The organism is Paenibacillus sp. FSL R5-0473, from assembly GCF_038004565.1.
GTDB classification, from domain to species: domain Bacteria; phylum Bacillota; class Bacilli; order Paenibacillales; family Paenibacillaceae; genus Paenibacillus; species Paenibacillus amylolyticus.
In genome coordinates, this window is record NZ_JBBORL010000001.1 from 6,071,440 (window position 1) to 6,097,144 (window position 25,705).

Annotated in this window: 17 protein-coding genes; 15 read left to right on the top strand and 2 right to left on the bottom strand. The window is 46.1% G+C overall.

Annotation, left to right across the window (positions count from 1 at the left end):
• Positions 1-155 precede the first annotated feature (155 nt).
• From MKY28_RS26730 to MKY28_RS26755, 6 genes are all read left to right on the top strand, one after another.
• Positions 156-1,313 carry a response regulator gene (locus tag MKY28_RS26730; RefSeq protein ID WP_036671798.1) on the top strand — a complete coding sequence of 386 codons (1,158 nt, stop codon included), beginning with the start codon at positions 156-158 and terminating at the stop codon, positions 1,311-1,313.
• A gap of 3 nt (positions 1,314-1,316) precedes the next feature.
• Positions 1,317-4,454, top strand: coding sequence for a hybrid sensor histidine kinase/response regulator (locus MKY28_RS26735; protein WP_340937451.1), 3,138 nt, complete (start codon positions 1,317-1,319; stop codon positions 4,452-4,454).
• Between the two features lie 168 nt (positions 4,455-4,622).
• A complete protein-coding gene (locus MKY28_RS26740) occupies positions 4,623-5,942 on the top strand; it encodes an ATP-binding protein (protein WP_340937452.1) in 1,320 nt (439 codons plus the stop codon).
• Positions 5,914-6,807: a response regulator gene (locus tag MKY28_RS26745; protein WP_340937454.1), complete on the top strand. Its 894-nt coding sequence runs from the start codon at positions 5,914-5,916 to the stop codon at positions 6,805-6,807. The genes MKY28_RS26740 and MKY28_RS26745 overlap by 29 nt, the downstream gene beginning before the upstream one ends.
• 67 nt (positions 6,808-6,874) lie before the next feature.
• Positions 6,875-7,243, top strand: coding sequence for a DUF4180 domain-containing protein (locus tag MKY28_RS26750; RefSeq protein WP_036611747.1), 369 nt, complete (start codon positions 6,875-6,877; stop codon positions 7,241-7,243).
• 64 nt (positions 7,244-7,307) lie between these two features.
• A complete protein-coding gene (locus MKY28_RS26755; RefSeq protein ID WP_340937455.1) occupies positions 7,308-8,432 on the top strand; it encodes an SGNH/GDSL hydrolase family protein in 1,125 nt (374 codons plus the stop codon).
• Between the two features lie 132 nt (positions 8,433-8,564).
• Here the strand turns inward: MKY28_RS26755 and MKY28_RS26760 are convergent, their stop codons facing one another.
• Positions 8,565-9,134: a dihydrofolate reductase family protein gene (locus MKY28_RS26760; protein WP_340937456.1), complete on the bottom strand. Its 570-nt coding sequence runs from the start codon at positions 9,132-9,134 to the stop codon at positions 8,565-8,567.
• 69 nt (positions 9,135-9,203) lie between these two features.
• On the opposite strand from MKY28_RS26760, the gene MKY28_RS26765 reads away from it, so the two are divergent.
• The 4 genes from MKY28_RS26765 (at position 9,204) to MKY28_RS26780 (ending at position 12,363) form a co-directional block, all read left to right on the top strand.
• On the top strand, positions 9,204-10,112 hold the full coding sequence (locus MKY28_RS26765; protein ID WP_100526693.1) for a helix-turn-helix transcriptional regulator: 909 nt from the start codon (positions 9,204-9,206) through the stop codon (positions 10,110-10,112).
• Positions 10,113-10,171: 59 nt separating this feature from the next.
• A complete protein-coding gene (locus tag MKY28_RS26770) occupies positions 10,172-11,098 on the top strand; it encodes an oxidoreductase (RefSeq protein ID WP_100526694.1) in 927 nt (308 codons plus the stop codon).
• Positions 11,099-11,363: 265 nt separating this feature from the next.
• On the top strand, positions 11,364-11,633 hold the full coding sequence (locus MKY28_RS26775; protein ID WP_076252047.1) for a CD3324 family protein: 270 nt from the start codon (positions 11,364-11,366) through the stop codon (positions 11,631-11,633).
• A 184-nt stretch (positions 11,634-11,817) separates the two neighbouring features.
• A complete protein-coding gene (locus MKY28_RS26780) occupies positions 11,818-12,363 on the top strand; it encodes a hypothetical protein (RefSeq protein ID WP_340937457.1) in 546 nt (181 codons plus the stop codon).
• 49 nt (positions 12,364-12,412) lie between these two features.
• On the opposite strand, the gene MKY28_RS26785 is transcribed toward MKY28_RS26780, so the two are convergent.
• The gene (locus MKY28_RS26785) at positions 12,413-13,273 is read right to left on the bottom strand and encodes a GNAT family N-acetyltransferase (protein ID WP_340937458.1); all 861 of its coding nucleotides are present in this window, start codon (positions 13,271-13,273) and stop codon (positions 12,413-12,415) included.
• Positions 13,274-13,561: 288 nt separating this feature from the next.
• On the opposite strand from MKY28_RS26785, the gene MKY28_RS26790 reads away from it, so the two are divergent.
• The 5 genes from MKY28_RS26790 (at position 13,562) to MKY28_RS26810 (ending at position 25,661) form a co-directional block, all read left to right on the top strand.
• Entirely contained in the window at positions 13,562-14,134 is a 573-nt protein-coding gene (locus tag MKY28_RS26790) for a hypothetical protein (protein WP_047840960.1), read from the top strand.
• 269 nt (positions 14,135-14,403) lie between these two features.
• Positions 14,404-16,545 (top strand): sensor histidine kinase, encoded by a 2,142-nt coding sequence (locus MKY28_RS26795; protein ID WP_340937460.1) that lies wholly within the window; start codon positions 14,404-14,406, stop codon positions 16,543-16,545.
• Between the two features lie 22 nt (positions 16,546-16,567).
• Positions 16,568-17,248 (top strand): response regulator transcription factor, encoded by a 681-nt coding sequence (locus MKY28_RS26800; protein WP_340937461.1) that lies wholly within the window; start codon positions 16,568-16,570, stop codon positions 17,246-17,248.
• Positions 17,249-17,657: 409 nt separating this feature from the next.
• Positions 17,658-18,467, top strand: a complete 810-nt coding sequence (minD, locus tag MKY28_RS26805; protein WP_340937463.1) for a septum site-determining protein MinD — start codon at positions 17,658-17,660, stop codon at positions 18,465-18,467.
• A 579-nt stretch (positions 18,468-19,046) separates the two neighbouring features.
• Positions 19,047-25,661, top strand: a complete 6,615-nt coding sequence (locus MKY28_RS26810) for an InlB B-repeat-containing protein (protein ID WP_340937464.1) — start codon at positions 19,047-19,049, stop codon at positions 25,659-25,661.
• Positions 25,662-25,705 lie beyond the last annotated feature (44 nt).

The window sequence follows — 25,705 nt, forward strand, 5'->3', positions numbered from 1 at the left end:
AAGACCGGATCTGATAACCTGTCTTCTATTTAGTATTATACAATTAAGTTGCTAAAAATTAAAAACGGATAACCAAGTACCCTCAATACTTAAAATGCCTATGATATAATAGTGAAAATAAATCTCAAGACCTCAGGGTCGAGGAGGAAGCTCCTGTGAAAGTGATATTGGTTGACGACGAACGTCTAGCGTTGATAGGCCTTCAAAAATCACTAGAAAAAGAAGTAAGCGGCATTGAAATTATCGCTACATATATGAATCCAACAGAGGCTGTGGCGGGTATTGTGGAGCACCGTCCTGATGTTGTATTTCTGGATATTCATATGCCGGAGATGGATGGTATGGATCTGGGAAGACAGATTCAGGCGGCAACACCGGGCACCGAAATTATATTTGTGACCAGTTACGATCAATATGCGGTGCATGCTTTCGAATTACAGGCTTTGGACTATGTGATGAAGCCCATCCAAAAGGATCGATTGAAGCAGACGGTGAGCCGCGTAAGAGAGAAACTGAGCGTAAAACGCGAGCAGCGGTCAAAGGATACAAACGTACCTTTAATTTGCTGTTTTAATCAGATTCAGTTTAAGCTTCCAGGCAAGGATGTTCAGGTGGCCAAATGGCGTACAAGCAAGGCGCAGGAGCTGTTTGCATACTTGCTTCACCACCGGAACCAGGTCATCCATCGCAGTGTTCTGCTGGAGCTTCTGTGGCCGGGAATGGAAGAGGAGAAGACGACACATCAACTCTACACTGCAATGTATCATGTCCGCCAAACCCTGAAAACTTGCAATATGGATATGATCACGATTCAGAGCGGGCACCTGGAGGCAGGCTATCGACTCGAATTGGGTGAGGCTCAGTTGGATAGTGAGCAGTGGGAACGGGAAATCAGGCAATGGAAAGTCATAGACGCAAGTACCGTTCATGCCTATGAGCAAGCGCTTCATCTATATAAGGGTACCTATCTTGGCAATTATGAATACATGTGGGCTGAACCTGAGCGGGAAAGATTACGCTATCTGTGGCTGTATCATATGAGACAACTAAGTCTGTATTACCAGCAGCATGGGCTGGCGGAGAAAGTGGTCGAGAGTACACAACGTATCCAGCATATGCTTCCGGATGAAGAAGAAAGTTATTTTATGCTAATGAAGTTATATGATGAAATGCACAACGATCTCGGTGTGGAGGAGCAGTATCGTCTCTTAACCACCAGAATGGAGCAAGATTTGGAGATACCGATCAGTGAGGACATTACCGAATGGTATCAGGACTGGAAGCTCGGTTTAACCAAAGTCATGAAAAAATAATCAATGAAATTACTTCAAACGAAACGTATGGACCGTTACAGATATTTGTTCATCATGCTAATCATTTTTGGAGTGTTAATTGGCATGCGCTCGGTATGGTCTGAGCTATTCCACACAGTAGATGAGCATCGCGCCGTTAACGGGGTGCTTGATTTGAGAGATGTGGATCTGGATCATTCCCCTGTCATGTACTTGAATGGGGAATGGGAAATTTACCCGGATGAGTTGCTGACCCAACAAGATATTGCGAAGAGGAATGGCGGTGCGAAGAGTGTTCAGGTCCCAGGAGACTGGGGGAGTGGACAGAGTCAGGAACAAGAGGGTTCGTACGGTTACGGAACATATCGCTTGCGTATTTTGACAGATCCACTTCAGACGCCTGTTACCTTTTGGTTCAAGGGGATTCGAAGTTCCTCCGAGATCGAGATGAATGGAGACGCGGACGGGGGCATGGGTGAGATCTCCGTGGATAGCAGTACATATATACCCCGAAGTACTTCGTATACAGCGACCTATGATCAGGAAGGAACAACATCCATTGAGTTATTGATACGCGTGGCCAATTACGACAGCCCTTATATGGGCGGAATTAGCAAACCTGTTCGCTTTGGTTCACAGGCAGCCGTTGATTTTTCGCGTTGGTATTCCATTGGTTTTCAGATGCTCACCTTTCTGGTTCTGCTCCTCCACGGCATGTATGCCTGTATTCTTTACGCATTTAATCGACAGGAACGTTCCTTGTTGGTTGGAGCCGTATTAACTTTATCTGTTGGCATCACGGTTACGATGGGTCATGACAATATATTGATGTTATGGCTTCCTATTAATTATACCTGGGGCATTAAAATTCGATTGATCTCATTGTTGCTGCAAAATGCTTGTATCCTTCTGTTATTCCAGAGATTAACGATGGTTCATGTACGAAAGGCATGGCTACAGTGGCATGTTGTCATGACCTTGATCTATACGGCCGTGATTGTGGTGGTGCCCATTCATATTACCTATGCCATGATCCATTACAATGTTATTAACCTGTTCTTTCTTGTATCCATGATCTGGTTTCTATACATCGTCGGAACGATGATCTTCAGGAAACAGGCGGACCGGGATATTGTTTTTCTGCTGCTTACTGCAGGAGGTATTACATCCAACCTGATATGGAGTGTGGCCGAGACAGCCAAAGATGTGACAACTGTCTATTATCCTATTGACATCATCTTTGCCATTACCGGCTTCTCCGCCTATTGGTTCAAGAAATACTTCAGGAATGTCAGGGAGAATATGAAGCTGAACACAGAACTGCAAAAGGGCGACAAAATTAAAGATCAGTTCTTGGCGAATACATCACATGAACTGCGGACCCCACTGCACGGGATCATTAACATCGCTCACAACGTGATCACCCGAGAGAAAAGCCGGTTGGATGAACGGAGCCTGGAGGATATGGAATTGCTGATTACGATCGGTCGACGGATGTCACATCTCCTTGGTGATCTACTGGATGTAGTCCGGCTGAAGGAGCACCGCATTGTGTTACGTCAGGGGCCTCTTTCCATACAGTCGGTTGTGCCTGGCGTTATCGCCATGCTGCAGTTCATGGCAGAACGAAAACCAGTCCGCCTTCATATGGAGATTCCGGAATCGTTCCCTCAGGTCATGGCTGATGAAGAAAGGCTTGTTCAGATTTTGTATAATCTACTGCATAACGCGCTTAAACATACAGAGGAAGGAACGATATCCGTAAGTGCCGAAATTCGTGAAGGACATGCTCTGATTCATGTGACGGATACAGGCATTGGCATGGATGAAGATACACGGATGCGCATTTTCCTCCCGTATGAACAAGGGTCGTATGGAATCAGTGATGGACAAGGCATCGGGCTTGGACTGAACATCTGCAAAGAGCTCGTAGAACTGCACGGCGGGGCACTTACGGTTCGCTCGGAACTCGGAAAGGGCTCGGCATTCAGCTTCGATCTACCACTCGCGGATGAAGCCGCCGATCAGGCTCAGTCACAACTTCCCCTGATATGGGAACAGGCCGCCGAGATGATGGAAGATGCACCTAGCGGATTCCTGTTACCCCGCCAAGGTATGGGGGACGTGGAAGTCTTGGCGACAGCAGAGATGGCTCCGTTATTAAAAGAGGGGAGAGCTACCATTCTGGCTGTGGATGATGATCCGGTGAATCTGGATGTGTTGGTCAGCATTCTTTCGACGGAACCATATGATATAACTACAGCAGGTTCGGGTCAGGAAGCGATGGAATTGCTCGGCACACGTCAGTGGGATCTGCTCATTACAGATGTGATGATGCCCAATATGTCCGGATATGAGTTAACCCAGAAGGTGAGGGAACAATTCTCGATGTCTGAGCTTCCTGTGCTGCTGTTGACGGCACGAAGTCAGCCGCCAGATATCTACACGGGATTTGCATCGGGGGCCAATGATTATGTCACGAAGCCTGTAGATGCGGTGGAACTGAAATATCGGATACGTGCATTGACCATGCTAAATCAGTCTATCCAAGAGCGCCTGCGCATGGAGGCCGCTTATTTACAGGCTCAGATTCAGCCTCACTTCCTGTTTAATACGTTGAATTCACTTATGGTCTTAAGTGATATTGATACAGAGCATATGCGGAAGCTTGGCGATGCTTTTTCATCCTATTTACGGATCAGCTTCAACTATCTCAACACAGGGGAACTGGTGAAATTATCATATGAGCTGGAACTCGTTGAAGCCTATCTTTTTATTGAAAAAACACGATTTGAAGATCGATTGTCGGTGGTATTAAACGTAGAGCCGGACCTTCCGTTGCTTCTCCCACCGCTATCCATTCAGCCTTTGATTGAAAATGCCGTCAGACACGGACTATTAAGCCGCAATGTAGGCGGTACGTTATGCCTATCCATCACTCGTCATGAGGGTTATACCCGTATTGAGGTGAAGGATAATGGCAAAGGCATGGAACCCGAGAAGGTTGCTGAGCTACTGCGTGCTACACTGGGTGGAAAAGGCGGAATAGGCATTGCAAATACGAACCGTAGGTTGCTACAACGTTATGGTCAGGGATTATCGATTGTAAGTGAGCCGGGTGAGGGAACGATGGTGTCATTTGATATTCCGGATGAGATATAAGGAAAAGGCCGCAGAAGTGAAAACTTCCGGCCTTTTTGTTTTACTTGCGTGTTCATTCCCTAATTTTAATTATTTCTAATGCATCTTTCATATGTTAGTATATTTAACATTAGAAGCGCGGGTTCCGGCATTGGGCGCTAAACGTTGTTATAGTGGGTGAAGAGATCGATGCGCAATTGGGTCAAAAATGAGAATGTGCAGATGACGGCCATTGCCTTTACCACTGCGGTAGGGGCGCAATTCAAGATAAATCCATTCCGGGAAGATTACTTCCGAATCGGGCTGGGGGTTAGCATTCTTTTATTTCTGCTGATGATCATGCCACACTTGTCTTATGTGAAGACAGGAATCCTGACAGGCATCGCGAATTTGCTGTTTCAGTCAGCAGATCTCATCAATCATGTACAGAGCGTGTCCATACTGGAAAGCATGCGGGACAATCTGGGGGCAGGTGTGTATTATGTGGTCTTTGCCTATGGGCTTAGCATGTTCAAGCATCGATTCCATGAGATGCAGCCTCTTCTGCTCGGCGGGTTAATCACATGTATCGATTTCTCCTCTAATCTTGTTGAGCTGCTTTTTCGCGGAATGTTAAGCGGGACCAATATCTTTTATATGAAGGAATGGTTGTATCTGCTTGTGGTAGGTGGTCTGCGAAGTTACTTTGTGATTGGGTTATATAACAGCATTGCGGTGAGGCAGATGCGGCTTTTGCATGCAGAGCAGGAGAAGCGGATGGAGCAGATGCTGAGTGTGAACTCGGGTCTGTATGGCGAGGTCTTTTACCTGAAGAAAGCGATGAATACGATCGAAGGCATTACAGCTGACAGCTATGATCTATATCGCGATCTCCGGGAGCAGGACATGAACCAATACAGTCAGCGCACGCTGGGCATCGCTCAGCAGATTCATGAAGTAAAGAAGGATTCACAACGTATTCTAGCGGGTCTGCTGAAGCTGTATGATAATGAAAAAGCAGTCAACATGAGCCTGTCTGAAGTGCTGAACTTTGCCAGTAAAGCAAACCGAAAATATAGCGAAATGCTGCATAAGCAGGTCGAGATCGACATTGAGCAACAGTATGATTGTGAGTCTCCGTATTACATTCCTCTTCTCACGGTAATGAATAACCTGATTGCCAATGCGGTAGAGGCGATTGAGCATGACGGGACGGTCCGAATTCATGTATATGAGCAAGAAGATGACGTGCATTTCGTCGTGATGGACACTGGAAAAGGCGTACCCGAAGCCAAACGGGATGTTATTTTTGAACCAGGCTATACAACAAAGTTCAATGAAGTTGGCATTGCTGCGACGGGCATTGGCTTGTCCCATGTACGTGATATCGTTCAGTCGTTGGCGGGACAAATTAAGGTAGAGTCGGCGCCTCCGGGAGCGAGAGGGACTACATTTGTTATAGCTATTCCCAAAATTAATCTGATCAAGGGGGCCGATGTCGATGACACTTTCTATCATGATCGTGGATGATGATGTGGTAAGTCGGAGCATGCTGCATGATATCATTGAATCCTGTGGAATCGGCGAGCTTGCGGGCATGGCGGAGGGCGGCATAGAAGGAGCACGCATGATCATGGATCTGCGTCCAGATGTGGTGCTGATTGATCTGCTGATGCCGGATCAGGACGGAATTGAGACGGTGGCGAAGCTGAAGCACGGGGGTTATACCGGGAAATTCATCATGATCTCTCAGGTGGAGAACAAGGAGATGGTAGGAGCGGCCTACCAAAACGGCATTGAATTCTTTATTCATAAACCGATTAATCGGGTGGAAGTGGAGCATGTGCTCAGCAAAGTGAATGACCAGTGGAAGTATGAACGATACGTGCTGGAGATCAAGCAGTCGATGGCTCGATTGAATCTGGTGGAAGCGCCGGCCCCTGCCCAAGGTCGTACGGTGCGAGATGCGGCAAGAAGCATTCTAATGGATCTGGGGATCATCGGAGAAAGTGGTAGCAAGGACATCATTGCGCTCATGGAGTATGCGATTGATCAGAAGCAGGTCGCAGAGTGGCCGCCACTGAAGGAGTCCTATGAAGCGGTGGCCCAGACGTACAAGTCCACGCCCAAAGACGTCGAGAAAGAGAGCAAGGCGATGGAACAGCGCATTCGCAGAACGGTAATTGCCGCGTTAACGAACATGGCCTCGATTGGACTCACCGATTATAGCAACCACAAGTTTGAGCATTATGCGCCCCTCTACTTCGACTTCCAAGATGTTCGAATGAAGATGAGAGCCATGGAAGAAGATCAGGCAGGTGACAAAGGCAAGGTTAATATCAAAAAGTTCCTGCATGTGTTCTACATGGAGACGCTTGAAAAGATGAATAACTAAATAATTATAGTAACTGAGATAGTTATCTCTTAACCAAAAGCCGATGTCCAGAGGAGGAGAAAGGGAAATGAACATAACTATTGATCAGCAAGGAAATTCCAAGGTCGCCATTATTGAAAGTGATGGCATCGTCATCAACAATGCTCAAGATGCACTGGATTTGATGGCTTCGGTAAGGTATAGCGATGATGCTGATAAACTCATTATCGACAAATCGAACATCACGGAAGAGTTCTTCGAACTGAAAACCAAGCTTGCAGGCGAGATTTTGCAGAAATACGTGAACTATCATGTTAAGCTTGCTATTGTGGGAGATTTCGAAGGACATAACAGCAAGAGCCTGAGAGATTTCATCTATGAGTGCAACAATGGCAAGCATGTTTTCTTTTTGAAAAACAAAGAGGAAGCGCTTCAAAAGTTGCATAATATCAGTTAAGCGTACATCCGAGGCATGTAGAGAGCCTGCTTATAATCTGAGCCAAACGTAGGAGGTTTGCACCGTGATATCTAATGAGAATTTAAAGGTATATGCTCTGCCTGAGATCGGAAATCTTAAAGTGCATGGCAGAACAACTGGAGAGCGATCGCCGTTGACGTTATTTTGGACGGGGAGTGCAGTTGAACTCAATGTACAGGGCTCCGAACTATGGGTTGAAGTAGAGTCGCAGTATGACATGTATGAGTCATGGATCAGCATTCTGATCAATGGTGTTTCGGTGAGCAGACAGATGTTAACGGCGGGAAGGTACTGGGTCTGTGTATTCCGAGGTATGAACGCGAATGTGGTGAAGAATGTTCGGATCGTTAAGGATGTTCAAGCGATGAGTGGTGACCCGGGTTGTTCCTTGCAGATTCATGCGGTGAAATCGGATGGAGCGTTCCTGCCTGTGCAGGAAAAACCGTACAAGATCGAGTTCATTGGTGACAGTATTACATCTGGTGAAGGTGCGATTGGAGCGAAAGCGGAGGAAGATTGGATTCCGATGTGGTTCAGCGCCATACATAATTATACGTTTATGACAGCAGAGGCATTGAATGCAGAATATCGGGTCATCTCGCAAAGTGGCTGGGGTGTGCTGACAAGTTGGGATAACAATCCAAAGGGGAACATCCCCGAGTATTACGAACAGGTCTGTGGCTTGCTTACTGGTGAACGTAACGAAGCGTTAGGTACAGGAGATGAGCATGATTTTGGTTCGTGGCAGCCGGACGTGGTGGTCGTGAACCTGGGTAGCAATGATGGGGGTGCATTTCAGTCACCGGAATGGAAAGACCCCGACACTGGCAAGGTGTACAAGCAGCGTTTGAACGAAGACGGTACGTATCATGAAGAAGATCTGGCTGCTTTTGAGAAAGCGGTGGAACAGTTCCTGTTCAAACTTCGGAAAAACAATCCGGATGCACAACTCGTATGGGCTTATGGCATGCTTGGTTTTCCCATGATGCCTGCCATCTACCGCGCGGTTGATACGTATACGAAGGGGACAGGAGACCGCAAGTTCTCAATCATCCAGCTTCCTGATACAACCGAAGAGACGGTAGGAGCGCGTACCCATCCTGGCGAGTTATCTCACCTTAGGACGGCAGAGGTATTAGCGGAATATGTACGAGGAATGATAGGATAACTTGATACTTGATACTTGATACATGGTAATGGAAAGACCACTCTTTCATGAACGGGTACCCCAATGGTTAGATGGTGTCTAACTTTATGAGGTCCCTTCATCATAAGAATGGTCTTTTCCCTTTCTACTTATCTAGACATTCGAAAGTGTGTCCGCTGGGCCGCTGTTCTGTACCTCATAACGAATCGAAATGATCTGTCCCAGCGTCTGGGTTCGGAGCATTTTAAATTGACTTGGCACAGTGCCTGTCGGGAATAAAGGAATGCCTTCGCCAAGAATCTTGGGAATGATGGCGACTTCAATCTCATCCAATAATTTTTTTGCTAACACAGCTTGAACCAATATGCCGCCACCCACAATCCACACGTCTCCATCAGAAGTTTGTTTTAACCGGGGAATGAGCGTATCTACCTCCTCGGTTGTAAACTGTACATTCGGAGCGGGCGGCTGTTCCGAGCGTGAAAGCACATATATTGGCCGATCCGCATAGGGGAAATCTTCGGAAAGTGTGAGCACCTCTTCATACGTATAACGTCCCATAACAACGCTACCGATCGTTTCATAAAAGGCAGCATACCCGTTGTCTCCACCATCACCCTCCACATCAAATAACCAATCGACCGAACCGTCCAGTCTTGCGATATATCCATCCAAACTCATAGCAATGTACAAAATTGTTTTGTTGTTATCAGACATGTTCATCGCTCCCTTCTACAATGTATGATACACTTTAACTATGACAAAAGTTGACGTAGTTAGGATGTTGAATTCATGAATCATAGGAAATTGGCGATCATGCGCCTGATGGATTCCAGACAAAAGTTCACTGCCCGGGAATTGGCAGAACGGTTCGACGTATCGATTCGTACGATCCAGCGAGATCTGGATGCATTGCAGGCGCTGGGTTTTCCTTTGTACACAGAAGTTGGCGTGAACGGAGGATATCGGGTGTTGCCCAATCGGATTTTGCCACCTCTTCAACTGACACAGCAGGAGGCATTAGGGCTGTTTATGATGCTGGAATATCTACAGCAAGTACCGGATTTTCCGTATGGATTAATGCGTGAACATCTGGCTGAGCAGTATTTCTCTACTTTGCCCGAAGATGTACAGGATCTGATTATGCGAATGAGAGAGCATATCACCTTTGTCCAGCACCCCGGTGGGCATTCCGAGCCTTTAACAACAGCGATATTGGGTGCAGCGGTAGAAAAGAGAGAAATCGAATTTATGTATCATGCCCGCAGTGGTCCTAAAAAAGTACAGGTCTTTCCCTATGGCATCTACTATGAGCAGGGACATTGGTACATGCCAGCCCGAAATAAGGACCGCGTGTTATTGTATCGGGTGGATCGCATGCAGCAATTGACGGTTATGGAATCAGTGGATAAATCTGTTCCAAGTCTAAAGGCATGGCTAGCTGCCAAAGAAGATAGAGCAAGCGTAGAAGTGGTGCTGCAATTCACGGAATTTGGAGCAAGGATTGCTGCGTCAGATGTGTTGTTCAAGTCAGTTGAAGGCCATGAGTGGCGCGGACTTGTTCCGCCCGAGGAGTTCTCTTTTACAGCGCGAAAATTACTCTCCTATGGGCCGGAAGTGAAGGTGGTGTCTCCGCTCGAACTGCAACAGCAGGTTAGAGGGATGCTGGAACGGAGTTTAAGCCAGTATGGTGGGGGATAAAAGCTTTAAAAGCTGGATATTAGGGTATCAAGGAAGAGATAAGAAAGGTGTGTAGACAAATGAGCGAAGTTTGGACTAAAGACATCATCCCGACTGTATCCGATAAAGTAGTGATTGTGACAGGTTCGAACGGCGGGTTAGGGTATGAAACGGCATTAGCGTTAGCTGAAAAAGGGGCAAAAGTTATCCTTGCAGTTCGTAATCTGGAAAAAGGTGAAAAGGCAGCTAATAAAATAAAGTCGTCTGTGCATGTAGCTGGAGAGGTAATCGTTATGCAACTTGATCTTAGCGATTTAGCTAGTATCCGTAAGTTCGCAGCCGCTTTTCTTGAGCAATACGATTCTTTGTCCATTCTCGTTAATAATGCAGGAATTATGAACCCTCCATTCCAGTTGACGAAAGATGGCTTTGAATTACAGTTTGGTAGTAATCATCTAGGCCATTTTGCGCTTACGGGTCTACTGTTGCCTCGATTGATCTCTACTCCGAAATCGAGAGTTGTCACTGTAAGTAGTATGGCAGCTCATAATGGTGCGATTGATTTTAATAATTTAGATGGCTCCAAAGGATATAATCCCATGAAGTTCTACAGTCAAAGCAAGCTAGCCAATCTGATGTTTGCGAGAGAGCTGCAGAATAAATTTAATTCCGCCCATATTGATTCCATGAGTATCGCCGCTCATCCAGGAATTTCGCATACCAATCTATTTTCCTTCGGTTCGGGGAAACAGACCAATATATTCATGCGCAGTCTTTTGAAAATCATTAGTCAACCGGCACATATGGGGGCATTACCTACCTTATATGCTGCAGCAGATCCGACGATCACGGGAGGGGAGTATATTGCTCCCAGCGGTATGGGCGGCACTAAGGGCTATCCCAAGAGCGCTAAGATCATCGAAAAATTATATGACGCTAACATTTCAAACAAGCTATGGAGCGTATCAGAAGAATTAACAGGGGTATATTACAGATTCGACGTGTAGATTTTGCCATGAAGGAAAATAAACCTTATTATGGAATAGACAGTTAAAAGTTCTTCAGCACGAATAAGATTAAGGGGGGCTACCATGATTCGTTTCATAAGAAGTTTCACGATCCGCTCTATGCAGAGTCCATGTGATGAACAACGGCGGTTGTTTGTATAGAGCGTGAAATCCATTTCCGCCATATCATTGTAGTGCATATCCAATGTGTTCATTGTACGACTCTGCTGCCTTAAAGATTTTAACTTTTAAGGAGTGGAGCAACGTGAAATATATTAATGCGGATACAATCTTCCCGGAAGAATTACTCAAAGAAATACAGCGTCATATCTCTGGTGGCTTGATCTATATTCCGAGGCCCAAGGATGCCCACAAGAAGTGGGGCGAGAATTCGGGTGGCAGAAGGGTTGTCCAGGAGCGGAACGACGAGATCCGCCAGCTTTTTGCTGCGGGGACAACCATCGATCAGCTTGCGGACCAATACTGCTTATCCATCGATAGCATCAAGAAAATTGTGTATTGCAAAAAGGGATGAAACTATAGAAGCTATGTTCGAGCAATCGAATGTGGCTTTTTCCTGTAAGAATAAAGAATAGTTATTAAAGCTTTTTTACATATTCGAGGTTGTTAATTACGCGTACAATTCATTTGACGGTAGAAGGTTATGCTGTGAGAGTTCATGAATTAACTCCTTAAATCATCTGGTAAGGTTGGTGAATATGAATATAGAAGTGAAATTAACGAATAAAGACGAGGCGTATGTGATTAAAAATATGTACCCGCTATACCTTCATGATCTATCCGGACATTATGGTCTGGGTGGAGAGCATACCCCGAACGAACATGGCATTTTTGAGCCAAGTCCTGATTATATAACTTTGCAGGATCAGTATAACGTCCAGAACATATGGTGGGAAAAACCGGAGTGTCTTTATCCGTTCCTCATGATTGTGGGTGGCATACCGGCAGGGTTTGCGTTCATAGCTACTCCGCCATATTGTTCACAAGGCACGAATTTCTTTGTACATGACTTCTTTCTGATGCAGCCGTTTCGAGGTGTAGGCGTTGCTGAATACGCGGCATCGACGATCTTCGGCATGTTTATAGGAAACTGGGAGTTGTTCACCAATCCATCGGAGAAAAATAAGATTGGCCAATCTTTCTGGCGAAAAACAGTGGATAATTATACTAAAGGTAACTATCGGGAAATGTACGGGCATACATCCGACGGCTATAAATTGATTTTTCAATTCTCCAATATATAAAAAGAGAGACCGTCTCCCAATGAGGAAAACGATCTCTCTCCTTTGCCTTTTATAAACTACCGTTGAAATAGTGATACTCAGAATTTACTTCAAAACCAACATTGCGGTACAGATTCAAAGCACGTTTGTTCTCGGTAACAACGGATAAGCGAATATCTGTGTAACTTTGTTTCCTTAGGAGATCAACCAGGATGCTAAGCGCAGTGCGCCCCAGTTTCTTTCCCTGATAAGCAGGCAAGATACAGAAGTTATGAATAAATGCGGTTGTTGCATTAATGGAGTTGACCCGTACCAGCCCAACAGGCAGTTGATTCTGCCATACAATATAGGTGACTCGGCTGGGTTCATTCGTTTGCATAAAGTACTCGCGTGTCCAGTCCTCCGAATCTCCAAAGGCTTGGGAGGAGCAAGTGACCATAACCTCCATATCCTCGGCTTCTGCCACGGACAACGTTAGTTCAGGTGGCTCCACAACCGAAAGGACCTCATTCACAAGTTGCATTGAGTACTCCGCACGATCATAAATGGCTCCAAGGGATTGGGCAGTAAGAAGGCCCGGAGATAAGCCCTGAGGAACGCGATAACTGAGTTGGTTGATTCCCTGTGGTTTCATATCCAGGATGGCCCTTTTCAGTAGGCTGCTGAACACACCTTTGCGGCGAAATTGCGGGTGTACGATGGCATTAATATTCCCGGTTACGGTGTCGGAAGGATACCAACTGAGGAGTCCTACCAAATCACCGTGGCGATAACAGAGGAGTGCATGGTCTCCGTCTTTTTTGCTGATATGGTCAAGGTCCGCCTTGAGATAAATCGAATCAAGCTGTTTACATTGTTGTTCGAGCAAAATAATAGCATCAATCTGTTCCTTGGAATTATAGACCATAGGAACGATTTGATAGGTTGACATAGCTTTCACACCTTCATTGTTGAAGGAAACACGCAGTTATTGGACCCGCAGGCGCTATCCTTCGAGAGTTGGTCCAGTAGTAATTTTAATCATCATCATTATCTCCTCCAAATCACTTCCCGATGACTATAACACAATCTATGATGAAGATGACACCCAATGGATGTAATTCACTGGGTGTCTGTTCAGATGTGTCCAATAACTGGACATTATATCCTATTGAAGGGATAATTGAGAGTAATACTGACGAGAAAGGAGTTGATCACCTCGCGTAAGTTAGCTTATGTGATGAGTACGTTGTTTCTTTCATCTGTCATGATAATGGGGTGCACCCCATCTGAGTCAGCCGAGAACGTTAAAGAGACCATTCCACCAGCGACGAATCAGCCGAGTATTGTGAGCAATCAGAAGGCGTCAGCCATAGATGAGCAGCAGGCCCTCGAAATGTCGCTGGATTATAAAACAACCGAACTGACTGTTGATTATAAGGACTATGAAGATACGTTAACTGTGGAGGGTCTGCTGGCTAGAGCAGAAGTAATCAGACCATTTTTGACAGAAAGGAATTTCGAATCCAATATAGATGCGCGATTTAACAAGATTCCTTTACGTGTAGCAGACAAAGAGAAGGCTCTGCTGCATCCTGAAAATATACAAACCAAGATCAAAGATAGCAAGAGTGACTGGATTCTTGTGGAATACACGCTCGATTTGAAATTTACGGATAAGGATGGCAAAGAGTTCAAGTCCATTCCGTTATCGGGTGATATCACCTTTTTGCAGGATCAGGGAGAATGGCGCATTCAGGATGACACGTACAACATGAAGCCCTTCACAGAAATCATCAATAATTCACTATAATGCATGAGTCATCTGTGAATCTGGCACATACAGATTGTGCTCGAATTATTCATTGCGAATAAGATCCTTCATATCAGTATGCACTTCAAAGTGTGTACTTTTTTTGTGGCGGCGCACCCAGCTAAGCGCGCGTCGTCAAAAGGGTATCATCGCGATGTTAGCTATCGACACCTGCTAGAAATTTGCAGGGTACATTCTCCTGTATTGATGATATTATTTGGATGATCAACTTACTTATTGCGCTCTTGTAGAATGGGGTTGGGTTCATCATGAGGGAGATTCTCCGAGTCGGTTCTCGTAAGGTTTGGTTGTATATCATTGCTGCTGTTATTGGTTTGGTTACAGGCTATGTCGTCCTCTCTTCGCCGGACTCTCCTAGGCTCCAAAGTGAAGAAGGTATTCTGGATTTAACGCAGGCTCAACTTAGTACGAATCCGCAAAAATTAACAGGGAAGTGGGCGTTCTATTGGCAAGAACTGCTGTCGCCTGAGGATATGCGGGTTCGTTCGGCAAGGGAAGGAAATCAGGACCACTGGATTAACATCCCAAGCTCCTGGCTGGGCTACCCGTTAGAAGGTCAGCGGCTGAGCGGTACAGGCTATGCAACCTTTGGACTGGTCGTTCATCTAAGCGAGCAGGATCGCGATGAGATGCTTGCTCTGCGGCTGTCTAGCATTTTTAATGCGTACAAATTATGGGTCAATGGCGAGCTGCTGGCAGAAGTTGGTGAGGTTGGTCAGGACAAGCACAGCATGACCCCGCAATTGGAAACAAAGCTGGTGTATTTTCAGCCTGAAAGCGACACGTTAGAGCTGGTCATGCAAGTATCCAACTTCCAACATCATCGGGGCGGCATTACCAAGGATATCGAGCTGGGTGGCAGTGACGTACTAACGACCAAGACCAATCTGAATCTTGCCAGGGATATGTTCATCACGGCAAGTTTGCTAGTGATCGGTTTGTATAATCTGCTGTTGTTTATGTTGCGACGTAAGGATAAAGCTCCGTTATATTTTGGCCTGTTTACTGTACTACTTGGTATTCGATCCTTGTTCAACGGCGAGCTTATCTTTACACAATGGTTTCCTCATTTTCCTTGGGAATTGCAGTTCAAGATCGAATATCTGATTCTTTGCCTCAGCGGTTATATCATCACCATGTATTTTGATTGTATTTTTCCGAATTATGTGTCGCGATGGTTTCGCCTTGGCACCCGGATCGTAACTGGTGCATTCTGTATCCTTGTAGTGGTAACCCCTGCAATTATATATACAAAATTTTTGCTGGTAATCGGTGTGATGGTAGTTCTACATATGATTTATCTGATGATCGGGCTGGTTCAGGCGGCTGTGCGACGTATGGAGGGAGCGCTGATCTTCCTGCTGGTGTCGGTGGTTACTTTGGTCACGGTTGTCAACGATTTTTTGTATTTTAACGGATGGTCGCTAGTTGGAAATACATCTCCGCTTGGCTTATTGATATTTACGATCGCGCAGCTGATTCTGCTGTCTTCGCGATCTACGAGGACGGCATCGAACGAAGAGAGAATTACACGTGAATTACAGTACGTTAATGACAAGCTGATTGAAATGAATATGAATCTGGAACAGACCGTTCAGGAGCGAACACAGGCCTTATCTACAGTGCATGATGATCTCCAAACCTCGTATGACCGACTGCTTCACTCCGAGCAAGGGAGGAAGAAGCTACTTGCTTATATTACGCATGATCTGCGTATGCCGTTGTCCAGCATGCTTGGATATGTAGAAGCTATACAGGACAGGGTCAAGCCGGAACGCAATGAACAATATCTGAAGTACATCCGGGAGAACACGATAAGGATTAACCGTATGATCGAGGAGTTGTCCTTCTTGTCTCATTTGGAGACTGGACAAGTCTCGTACCGAATGGAGCCAGTTCAGATGATTCCTTTCTTGCATGGTTTTTTTGAACAATATGAGTTGGTAGTGCGCGACGCAGGATTAGACTTCATACTGGATATCGGAGATGCCGAGGATAGACGATCTATTTTGCCAGTTGTCGAGATGGATGCGAAAAGAATAGAGCAGGCTTTATTTAATCTAGTGTCAAATGCCATGAAGTTCACCTCCAGCGGGGGGCTGGTGCGTATTGCACTAGTTGTGGAAGTGGTGAATCATGCTCCCCATGCAGTCATTAGCATACAGGATTCTGGAATGGGGATTCCTCCGGATCAGCTTGAGCAAATCTTCGAACGTAATTACAGATATGATCGGCCGGGAATGGGCATAGAGGGCAGTGGACTGGGGCTGGCAATTTGCAGGGAAATCGTACAAGCGCACGGAGGAATGGTTCGAGCGGAGAGCGACGGCAAGATGGGGGCGACATTCTATGTAACGTTTCCTTGTACGGTGATTGAAGGAAAGGGGTGATGAGATGGACACGCACAAAATCATGATCGTTGATGATGATCCTCATATATGCGAGATTGTGCAGGTGTATTGTGATAGGGAGGGATTTGTCTCCACCTGCAGTCATAGCGGGTCAGAAGCGATGGAGCTGCTTGCATCGTTTGAGCCGGATTTAATTATACTGGATATATTGCTGGCTAATGAAAACGGTATTGACTGGTGCAGGAATGCGCGTAATCTCACCAGTGCGCCGATTGTGTTTCTGAGCAGTCAAGAGGAAGACGAAATAAAAATTAGCGCATTATCCTATGGCGGGGACGATTATGTGACCAAGCCGTTCAGTCCGGGAGTGCTCATGGCCAAGATCAAGGCTCACCTTCGCAGAGTGTCGACGGGTAGAAGGGAACAACTGCTGGAGTTACCGGGTTTGACACTGGATTTCTACACGCAGTCCGTCAACATGGGAAGTACATCTATCTCTTTATCGAAAAAAGAATTCAGTCTGCTGTCCTATATGGCACAAAACGTGAATCGTGTCGTCAGTGTCGATACGTTGTTTCAAATCATCTGGGGAATGGAAAGTCTGGAGGATACGAGAACGGTTGCTGTACATATCAGTAATTTACGCAAAAAAATTGAGTCTGACCCTGCCGACCCCGAGCGAATCATTACGGTTCGGGGGAGCGGATATATGCTGGTTTCTAACAGTACGTCACAAGCATGAATATAGCAGTAAGGGTGGTAGTCTATTATAAATGGGAAAATGGCGTTGGAGCAGTATCTGACGCTATTGGCCCATTTTTTGTTCTTTCCACTAGCTTCGTAATCGACTCAAGATATTGAATCCCTCAACACCAGTCTGCGCTTTTCCATTCTCGTCAAAATGATGTGCCATCTCTCCGAAAAATTAAACGTTCCAATACGCACGGATTTAAAGTTTTCTTTAGATTTCTCAAGTAGGATAATCCATCATGATAAAATCACTGTGGTCGATATAACGACATATTTCATCAAATTGCAACTGATTATTAGCTACGAGGACGTTACATTCAAGCCGGATCAAACGATAATTCGTGAAGAAATGGTTGTCTTGCTGTCCCGCATTAGTACTTGAAGAGAAGGAAGTGGCTCCGATGGCACGAGTTATATGTATCACATCAGGGAAAGGTGGAGTTGGCAAGACAACGGTCACGGCTAATCTCGGGACTGCCCTTGCCTTATCGGGGAGCAGCGTTTGCCTGATCGACGCTGATTTTGGATTGAGAAATCTGGATATTCCGCTTGGTTTGAGCAATAGGGTAAGGTATCATATTTCTGATTTTCTGACGGGTCAATGTGCTTTACATCAAGTGATCGTCAAAGATAAGCGAATCAGTACCTTGTCCTTTATCTCCTGTAGTAACGACGCGGTGCATCACGATGATCCACAAGTTTTTGGCGAGGTTGTACAGCAAATAGCCCAGGGCTATGATTATGTGCTGATCGATTCGCCGGCAGGCATTGAAAATGGATTCTGGAATGCGGCTTTGGCAGCAGATGAGGCTATTGTCGTTACTACACCTCATCGTACATCGCTTCAGGACGCGGATCGCGTAATCGGATTATTAGAAGATATGATTCCGGCTCCGCCACAGCTCATCATTAATATGGCCGACGGACAGGAAGCTCGTTCCGCAACGGTAAAGATGCAGGATATGATCGATATTCTCAATATCGGTGTGATTGGCGTGATCCATGCCGATGTAGAAATTATACGTTCCGTACATAAGGGCATTCCGATTGCGCTTAATCCTGAGTTTGAAAGCGGGCTGCGCTTCAGGCATATCGCCCACAATGTGGCGAAGAATCAGCAGGAGCCGTTTATCTCATTGAAACCCAAGAGGCATATTAGTGTTTTTTCACTTCCTCCAAGACTGCGTTGGGGGAAGAGCAGTTCGTTATAGTCGCTTCTGGTAGATGAATCGTTGAGAAGAGAATCATCTGGAATGGACTGCAGACGAGATAAAGAATTCATGAAAGAGTGGTGTGGGAGTTACCTTCCCTACGCCGCTATTTTTTGATGTCATTGATGTTCTCACTTGCGAGTAGTTGCTTACTTAAAGTTTTCTTTATAATTCACAAGCGCCCCTATCTCGCATGATAAAATACGGAAGAAAAAACGACATAATTTGCTGTGTCGGTGTCACAATTCGACTGCGACTGATCAGGAAGGTCGGTGAACGAATTCAATCTGTAAAGTTGGCATTATCGTACCTTAAAGCAGTCGGATCTCTTCAGTCGGATGTTTGAGCTGACGTTGATGTTCTGAATGTGCTGAACGCCGCAGCTAGGACAATTCCATTTCTGTATGTAAAGTTTTTCCTCGCTTGATCTCCACGTGTCGAGCGAACTGACTCGCAGGAAACCAATGATCCCGATCTGGGTCAGTGGTATCCGCTATTAGTCTGGCTTTGTTGATTAGCTTGATTAGAAACCAATTTTGGAAGGTCTTTTTTAGTTTGATCTATACATAGAAGGGATGAATGAAAGTGAAGAAAGTAAGACAGGGATGGAAGGTGAGCCGGCAGATCCTGATGTGGATGCTGGTGATCAGCTTAGTAGTTTCTGCCGTGCCCCTATTACCAGCGCAATCGGCAGTAGCGGCTGAACTGCCGATGCAGATGACAAAAGTAACCACATCTACTGGATTCCAGGATGTGAGTCCCACCGACTGGTTCTATGATGCAGTCGTCCATGTGCAGGAGAAGGGCATATTCAGCGGAACAAACGCGAGTAGCTTCTCTCCTAAGGGGACAATGACACGTGCCATGTATGTAACGGCACTTGGACGGATGGCGGGAGTCGATGCCGGGGCGTACTCCACTTCGAGCTTTGCCGATGTACAGGCGGGCAGCTGGTATGCGCCATATGTCGAATGGGCGGTTAAGAAGGGAATTACCGATGGCACGGGGGATCGGAAATATTCGCCGGATGCTACCGTATCTCGGGAGCAAATGGCGACGATGACGTTGCGGTATTTCGAAAGCGAACAGATCCCTTATCAGACCGAGAATCCGGTCACGACAGAGCCGGGCGATCTCGGGGATGTATCGCCTTGGGCGGCTGACGCGGTCATCAAGCTGTGGCAAGCCGGTGTGTTCACCGGGGACGAAAAGGGGAACTTCAATCCGCGTGCACAAGCGACTCGCGCGGAAGCAGCGGTTCTCTTCATGCGCAACAACGCGGTTGTAGAGGCGTGGAATAATCAGAATCAAACGCCGGTTACGCCTGCTCCGACACCGATACCAACACCAACACCAACGGTGACACCGACGCCAACGCCATCAGCAGGTGGTAATAGTGGCGGCGGAACGTCTGGAGGCAGCGGAGGCGGTAACACCGGTGAGGCTACATACACACTCACCTTCGAGAGCAACGGAGGTACGCCAGTCACTGCACAGAAGGTGCGGAAAGGGCAAGTGCTAAGTGCTCTGCCTGCCCCAACAAAGGAAGGTTACATCTTCCAAGGGTGGTTTGTGGATAGTGATCTTTCACTTATCTTCGCAAGTGGCACTACCTTGACTGCGGATACGAAGTTGTATGCGAAGTATACCGATAGCATAGATCGTGCCGTACAGAGCGTACCAAGCTATTCGGTACTGGATGTCGCGCCGAACTTCACCATTAAGGTGCAGGATTCATCGGGCAGTCTGACGGAATCCCAGGTCAAAGAGGGGATGACCTTCGTGGATACGGCGAATCCCGAATTCGAAGGGGTTACCGTCTCTGGCGGGAACGGAGTTTTCACGGTATCGTCAGCAGCCGAAAATGGCAAGTTCGTTGAAGGTAACACATATCAACTTACGTTGACGGATGACAGTTTGTCCTTCCAAGGCCAAGACGCGACGACAAGTATTTATGTATTTAGCGTTGCTAAAAAAGAAGTCATGAACATTCCACTTAATGCGAGCATGATCTACCTGCCCTTCGCGGATGTCGCGGATATGATGCTAGACGGCACGGAGGTGGGTTCACCAGCGTTTTCCGTAGTCGCCACGACAGTGGGTGGCAGCGGAAATGCGTTGGCTGAAGCGAATGCGAGCAGCGGAACGTTCGTATATAGCGGAGATACGGTGATTCAAGTAGGCGATACCGTCGCCATTTATCAAGGGATTAGTCCCAACCTACGCACGTTAGAAACAACCGGTGAAGACGATGGTGATATTGCCTATGTTCAGATTACGGGGGTGAACGGCACGACCTACACCTATGGTCGTGCGGACGCGAATCAGGTGTTGTTCAAGCCGGATGTTCTACCGGTGAGCGTAGAAGCAGACACGGATGGAGATTCCAATAACCACTCTATCACGGTTGAGCATACCGCGATGAACTACAGCGATAACATGTATGAGCCACTCGGCTTGGATGAGCTGACGACGGTTGATGTGGGCGACTTTATCGGGTTCTATGAGGGTGGATTCGCCCAATCCGATTTTAAGTCCGTCGGTTACGGACGCATCACGTCGATTACGCCTGCGGCGGAGAAGGATATCATCACGTATACCGATGCGGCTATCGAAGATGTCACCAGCGCGTTCGACCTCTATCAGAAGCAAGCGATTGCCGGGGAAGAGTTATTGTCAAAAGAGCAGATCGCGCAGCTCGAAGAACAAATTGAGCAGCAAGCGAGAGACAGCGGATTCGTCAATGAAGCCGCGGATTATCTGTCTGACATCGCCATGGAGACGAAGGAAATTCAGGAGATCAAGGCTCAGTCCTCCCTAGCATCCGGTAAAGGCAGCCGGGTAAGTGTGGAGAAACTGACCGTTGTTGCTTCAATCGGCACGAGGCTGAAGAATATTGACGGCCGGACCTCAGGCGTAAGTGCTACATTACAAGTGGGTGCCGATATTGTTGTCAATATCAATGAAGACAGCGATCTTGTCATCCATATGACCGGTACATTCGTTCAAGAGATAAGCTTGGATCTTGGCGTTAATTCGGATACGAAATGGCATTGGTACAAAATATCGACCTTTTTTGGCGATGTTCCTATTTTCCCAGTCATTGATGATTATGTAATTACGGCGAATCTGGATGCTTATAGCTATACCGGGATGAACATCACGGCAGAGATAGCTCTCGTCGAACACGATAAGCTAAATGATGCACTGAATGACTGGATGGGCGAGAAGAACGCTGGCAGGTTGGGAAAGGTTCAGGACATTGCGACACAGATTAAAGCGGTAATGGCGGGTGTGCAGGATACTGCCGTAGATGCGGAATCGTTGAAGGAAAAGTATCAAGAGATGTTGGAGCAAGACACGGAGTGGGTTCCGTTAATCAAGAAAGAGCTCTTTGAAAAGAGCGTACGCGTGGCTTTAGGTATTGTGGAAGTCAAATTTGAAGCGGAGTTTGTGGTCAGCGCCCAGGTGAACCTGACGGTGGGGGCAGATTTCTACTATAAGATGGCGAAGCGCTACTCGGTTACCTTACGCGTGATGAGTTTTAGTGGTACGAGCAGTACGGTTAGTTTGCCAGGAGACGGGGATTACCAATTCACCTTCTATGTGATGGGTACGATCGGGTTGCGAGCCGGTATTCACATGGAGGTCAAAGCGGGGATTGGCAGCGTCGAGTTGAACAGTATCGGGCTTGCTGTAGAACCCGGTGTGTATGTGAATCTGTGGGGCTACTTCTACTACCAGATGAAAAACATAAGCGGAGTGCGGTCCACCCAGTCTTTAGGTGCCCTGTTCGTCGAGATTGGCATCTATTTGGAGGTCGAACTCGGCGCTCAATTAGGTGATGGCGGGCTTTCCGGCGGCGTAGAGCTGGTCGATGAAGAGTGGCCACTGTATACGATAGGGGAAGAAAAGAACGTCTACGACTTCGCCTATCCACAGGATGATGAGCTCGGGTTGCTCTTCAGGGGAGATGCTGACTCTCGCAATTTACCAGAGTCATTTTTCAAGATGGATACTTTAGATTTGAAAACAGGTATAACTACGCAAGAAACATATGATAGTTCACAATTTGATATTCAATTAAGCGGTGATAACTTCAGATTTTTGCTTGATAAAAAAGGGGTACAAGTTAGAAACAAGACGATTCCATCGAGTGCGGCTAAATTAGTTATTACTTGGAAGGGAGCGCCGATGTCATTCACGTCAGCTCCGATTCAGCGTACGATCCCACTGAACTGGATTAAAAGTGCGGATGGTGATCTTACGATCGAATTCGATCCAAGCAATGGAGAACCATCTGAGATTGTAACTGCTGCCTTTAATGCAGCAATTCAAGTGAAAAACAAAGTCCCAGTAAATCCGGGATATACTTTCGATGGCTGGTATACTTCTGCCTATGGTGGTACAAAAGTGGACATTCCCAATCGGATGCCTACAGGTATTCCAAAACTGTATGCACATTGGATTGTGGACACAGACACACCGTACAAAGTCAATCATTATTTGATAGATGCAAACTCACAGAAATTATCTGTGCTTACGGATTCCGAAACGCAGACGGGAACAACAAATACAGAGATTCGTATAACCTCTAACAAATATAGGGATCGTGGCTATAATGAAGTTGTAGTAAAAGGTATCTATATTAAGGGCGATGGTTCGACGGTTGTTAATATTTATTACAAACCGATAAGTCGGACATTAACTTTTAATTTAGGTTATGAGGGAGCACCAGAGGGTAAACTAACGGATCTAATTTATAAAAATATCGTTAATCGAATTCCAGTTCCGACAAGAACGGGATATACGTTTGCAGGTTGGTCACCGAATGTCCCAAATACGATGCCAACGGATAACGCCACCTATACCGCAAACTGGACAGTCAGGGATGATACGCCTTACAAAGTCGTATACTTGCAGCAAAATATAGGGCATCCAACCTATACGGTTGTAGATGAAGAAACGCATCGGGGTATAACCAATACGAGGGCAATCCTGCCTAAAGAATCACTCAGGTCTTATGAAGGATTCACGGTAGATACAGCTCTTCCGGGAACTGTGTTAGATGCCGATATTGCGAGCGATGGTACAACGGTTCTAAGGGTGTACTATACGCGTAATATGTATAAGTTGACCATAGATTACAATGACCTGAATACACCTGCAAAGGAGATCGATGTACAATACGGATCAACGACTTCATTACATTTCGGTGATCCAACTTGGGCAGGTCATGAATTCAAGGGGTGGTCATCTGTCCCAGCGGTAACCATGCCTGCACAAGATATCGAGTATATCGCTCAGTGGGACATAGACCAGCATACTGTCAAATTTAACAGTAATGGTGGAGTGGAAGAAGTTCCTGATCAAACATTAGCTTATGGAAAAACTGCCATCGAACCAGCAACACCAACGAAGAAAGATCATGCGTTCGGAGGTTGGTACAGCGACAGTGATCTTACAAAAACCTACAATTTTGCAACGTCAGTGACGAGTAACATTACGTTGTATGCGAAGTGGATGCGTGGTTATACGATGAGCATCAACAGTAATGGTGGGACAGAGATATCCGACCAGGCGGTCTACGAAGGAACAAAACCTGCGGCACCTCAACCACCAACGCGTGAGGGATATGTGTTCGGAGGTTGGTTTAGCGACAAAGATTTGACAAAGGCATATAATTTCACAACCGAAATTGTGAAGGGTGATATCACCTTGTATGTGAAATGGGTAGTTGCTCAAAAAACGCAGTATAGAGTTCGCTTCTTTGATGAACAAAAGACTGAGCCAATCGATCAGTTGGTAACTGAAGGTGGTGTGGCAGTGGCACCTGAGCCACTAACAAAACCAAATCATACGTTCTTGTTCTGGAGAGATAAAGAGAAGCGGAATGAAGCATTTGATTTCACAACACCAATAATGAGGAATTATGAGATACACACGGCATGGATACTGAATAACTATGAGGTAAGCTTCATAAGCGACGGCAAGAAGTTGAGTGGTCAGTCCGTTAACCATCAAGAATCGGCTAAAGAGCCTTCAAGGCCAACGCGCGCAGGTTATGTGTTTAAAGGATGGTACAGTGACAGTGATCTGACGATACTCTACGATTTCAGGACTCAGGTGACGAGTGAGATTTCGTTGTATGCGAAGTGGATGCCTGAGTTCACCGTGAGATTTGATAGTAAAGGCGGCTCAGCAGTAAATGCCGGGACAGTGGAGTATAATACTAAAATTGCGGTGCCTGCATCTCCGAAGCGGACAGGTTATAAATTCGGCAATTGGTATAGTGATGAAGGTTTGACCAGTGTCTATAATTTTGAGACACCGGTAACGACAAATTTCACGTTGTATGCGAAATGGACACCCGTCTTCACAGTAATCTTCGACCATAAGGATGGTTCAGCGGTGACAGATCAGCAGCCGGTGCTGGAAGGGGAAGTGGTTTCTGCACCTGCCGCACCACAGCGAGAAGGTTATACCTTCATCGGTTGGTATAGCGATGAAGATTTGACCAATGCTTATCATTTTGAAACACCGGTGACGACGAACATCACGCTGTATGCAAAATGGAAGGTCTTATATACAGTATCTTTAAGTTCATCACAGGAATTGATCCGACAGACAGTGGCAGAGGGCGATATGGTTACTGGACCTGAGGCCTTTCCTCCACGAAGTGATGGATGGATAGTCTACTGGTGGTACGTAAAGGGTAAGCCTTGGGCAGATGCTTACAATTTCGAGACGCCAGTGACAGGAAACTTTGAGTTAGACGCATATTATGGACGTCCCTATACGGTGAACTTCGAGTCTAATGGTGGTTCAGCGGTGGCTTCCCAGATCCTTGGAGGTATAGATAAAGTCAAAGTACCTGAACCTCCAGTGAAACCAGGATTTGTGTTCGAAGGTTGGTATAGAAATAAAATATTTACTACAGCATATGATTTTGAATTGAAGATTTCAGATTTGGGAATCAGTTCTACTACTTTGCCGTTGTATGCAAAGTGGCTGCCTCTCGACAATAATGAGACCATCAATAATGACATGAATTTTTTAACAGATGATAAGACGGTGGCGGAAGACAGTGTTGTTTCGCTAGCTTTTAAATCAGTAATGGATTCCTATATATATGATGGTTGGTATGCAGACCAAAAGAGAACGATTCCCATGAACTTTATGAAATACCAGTGATGTCAAAGCCCACGATATGCGAGTTTTGGGATCATACATGATAT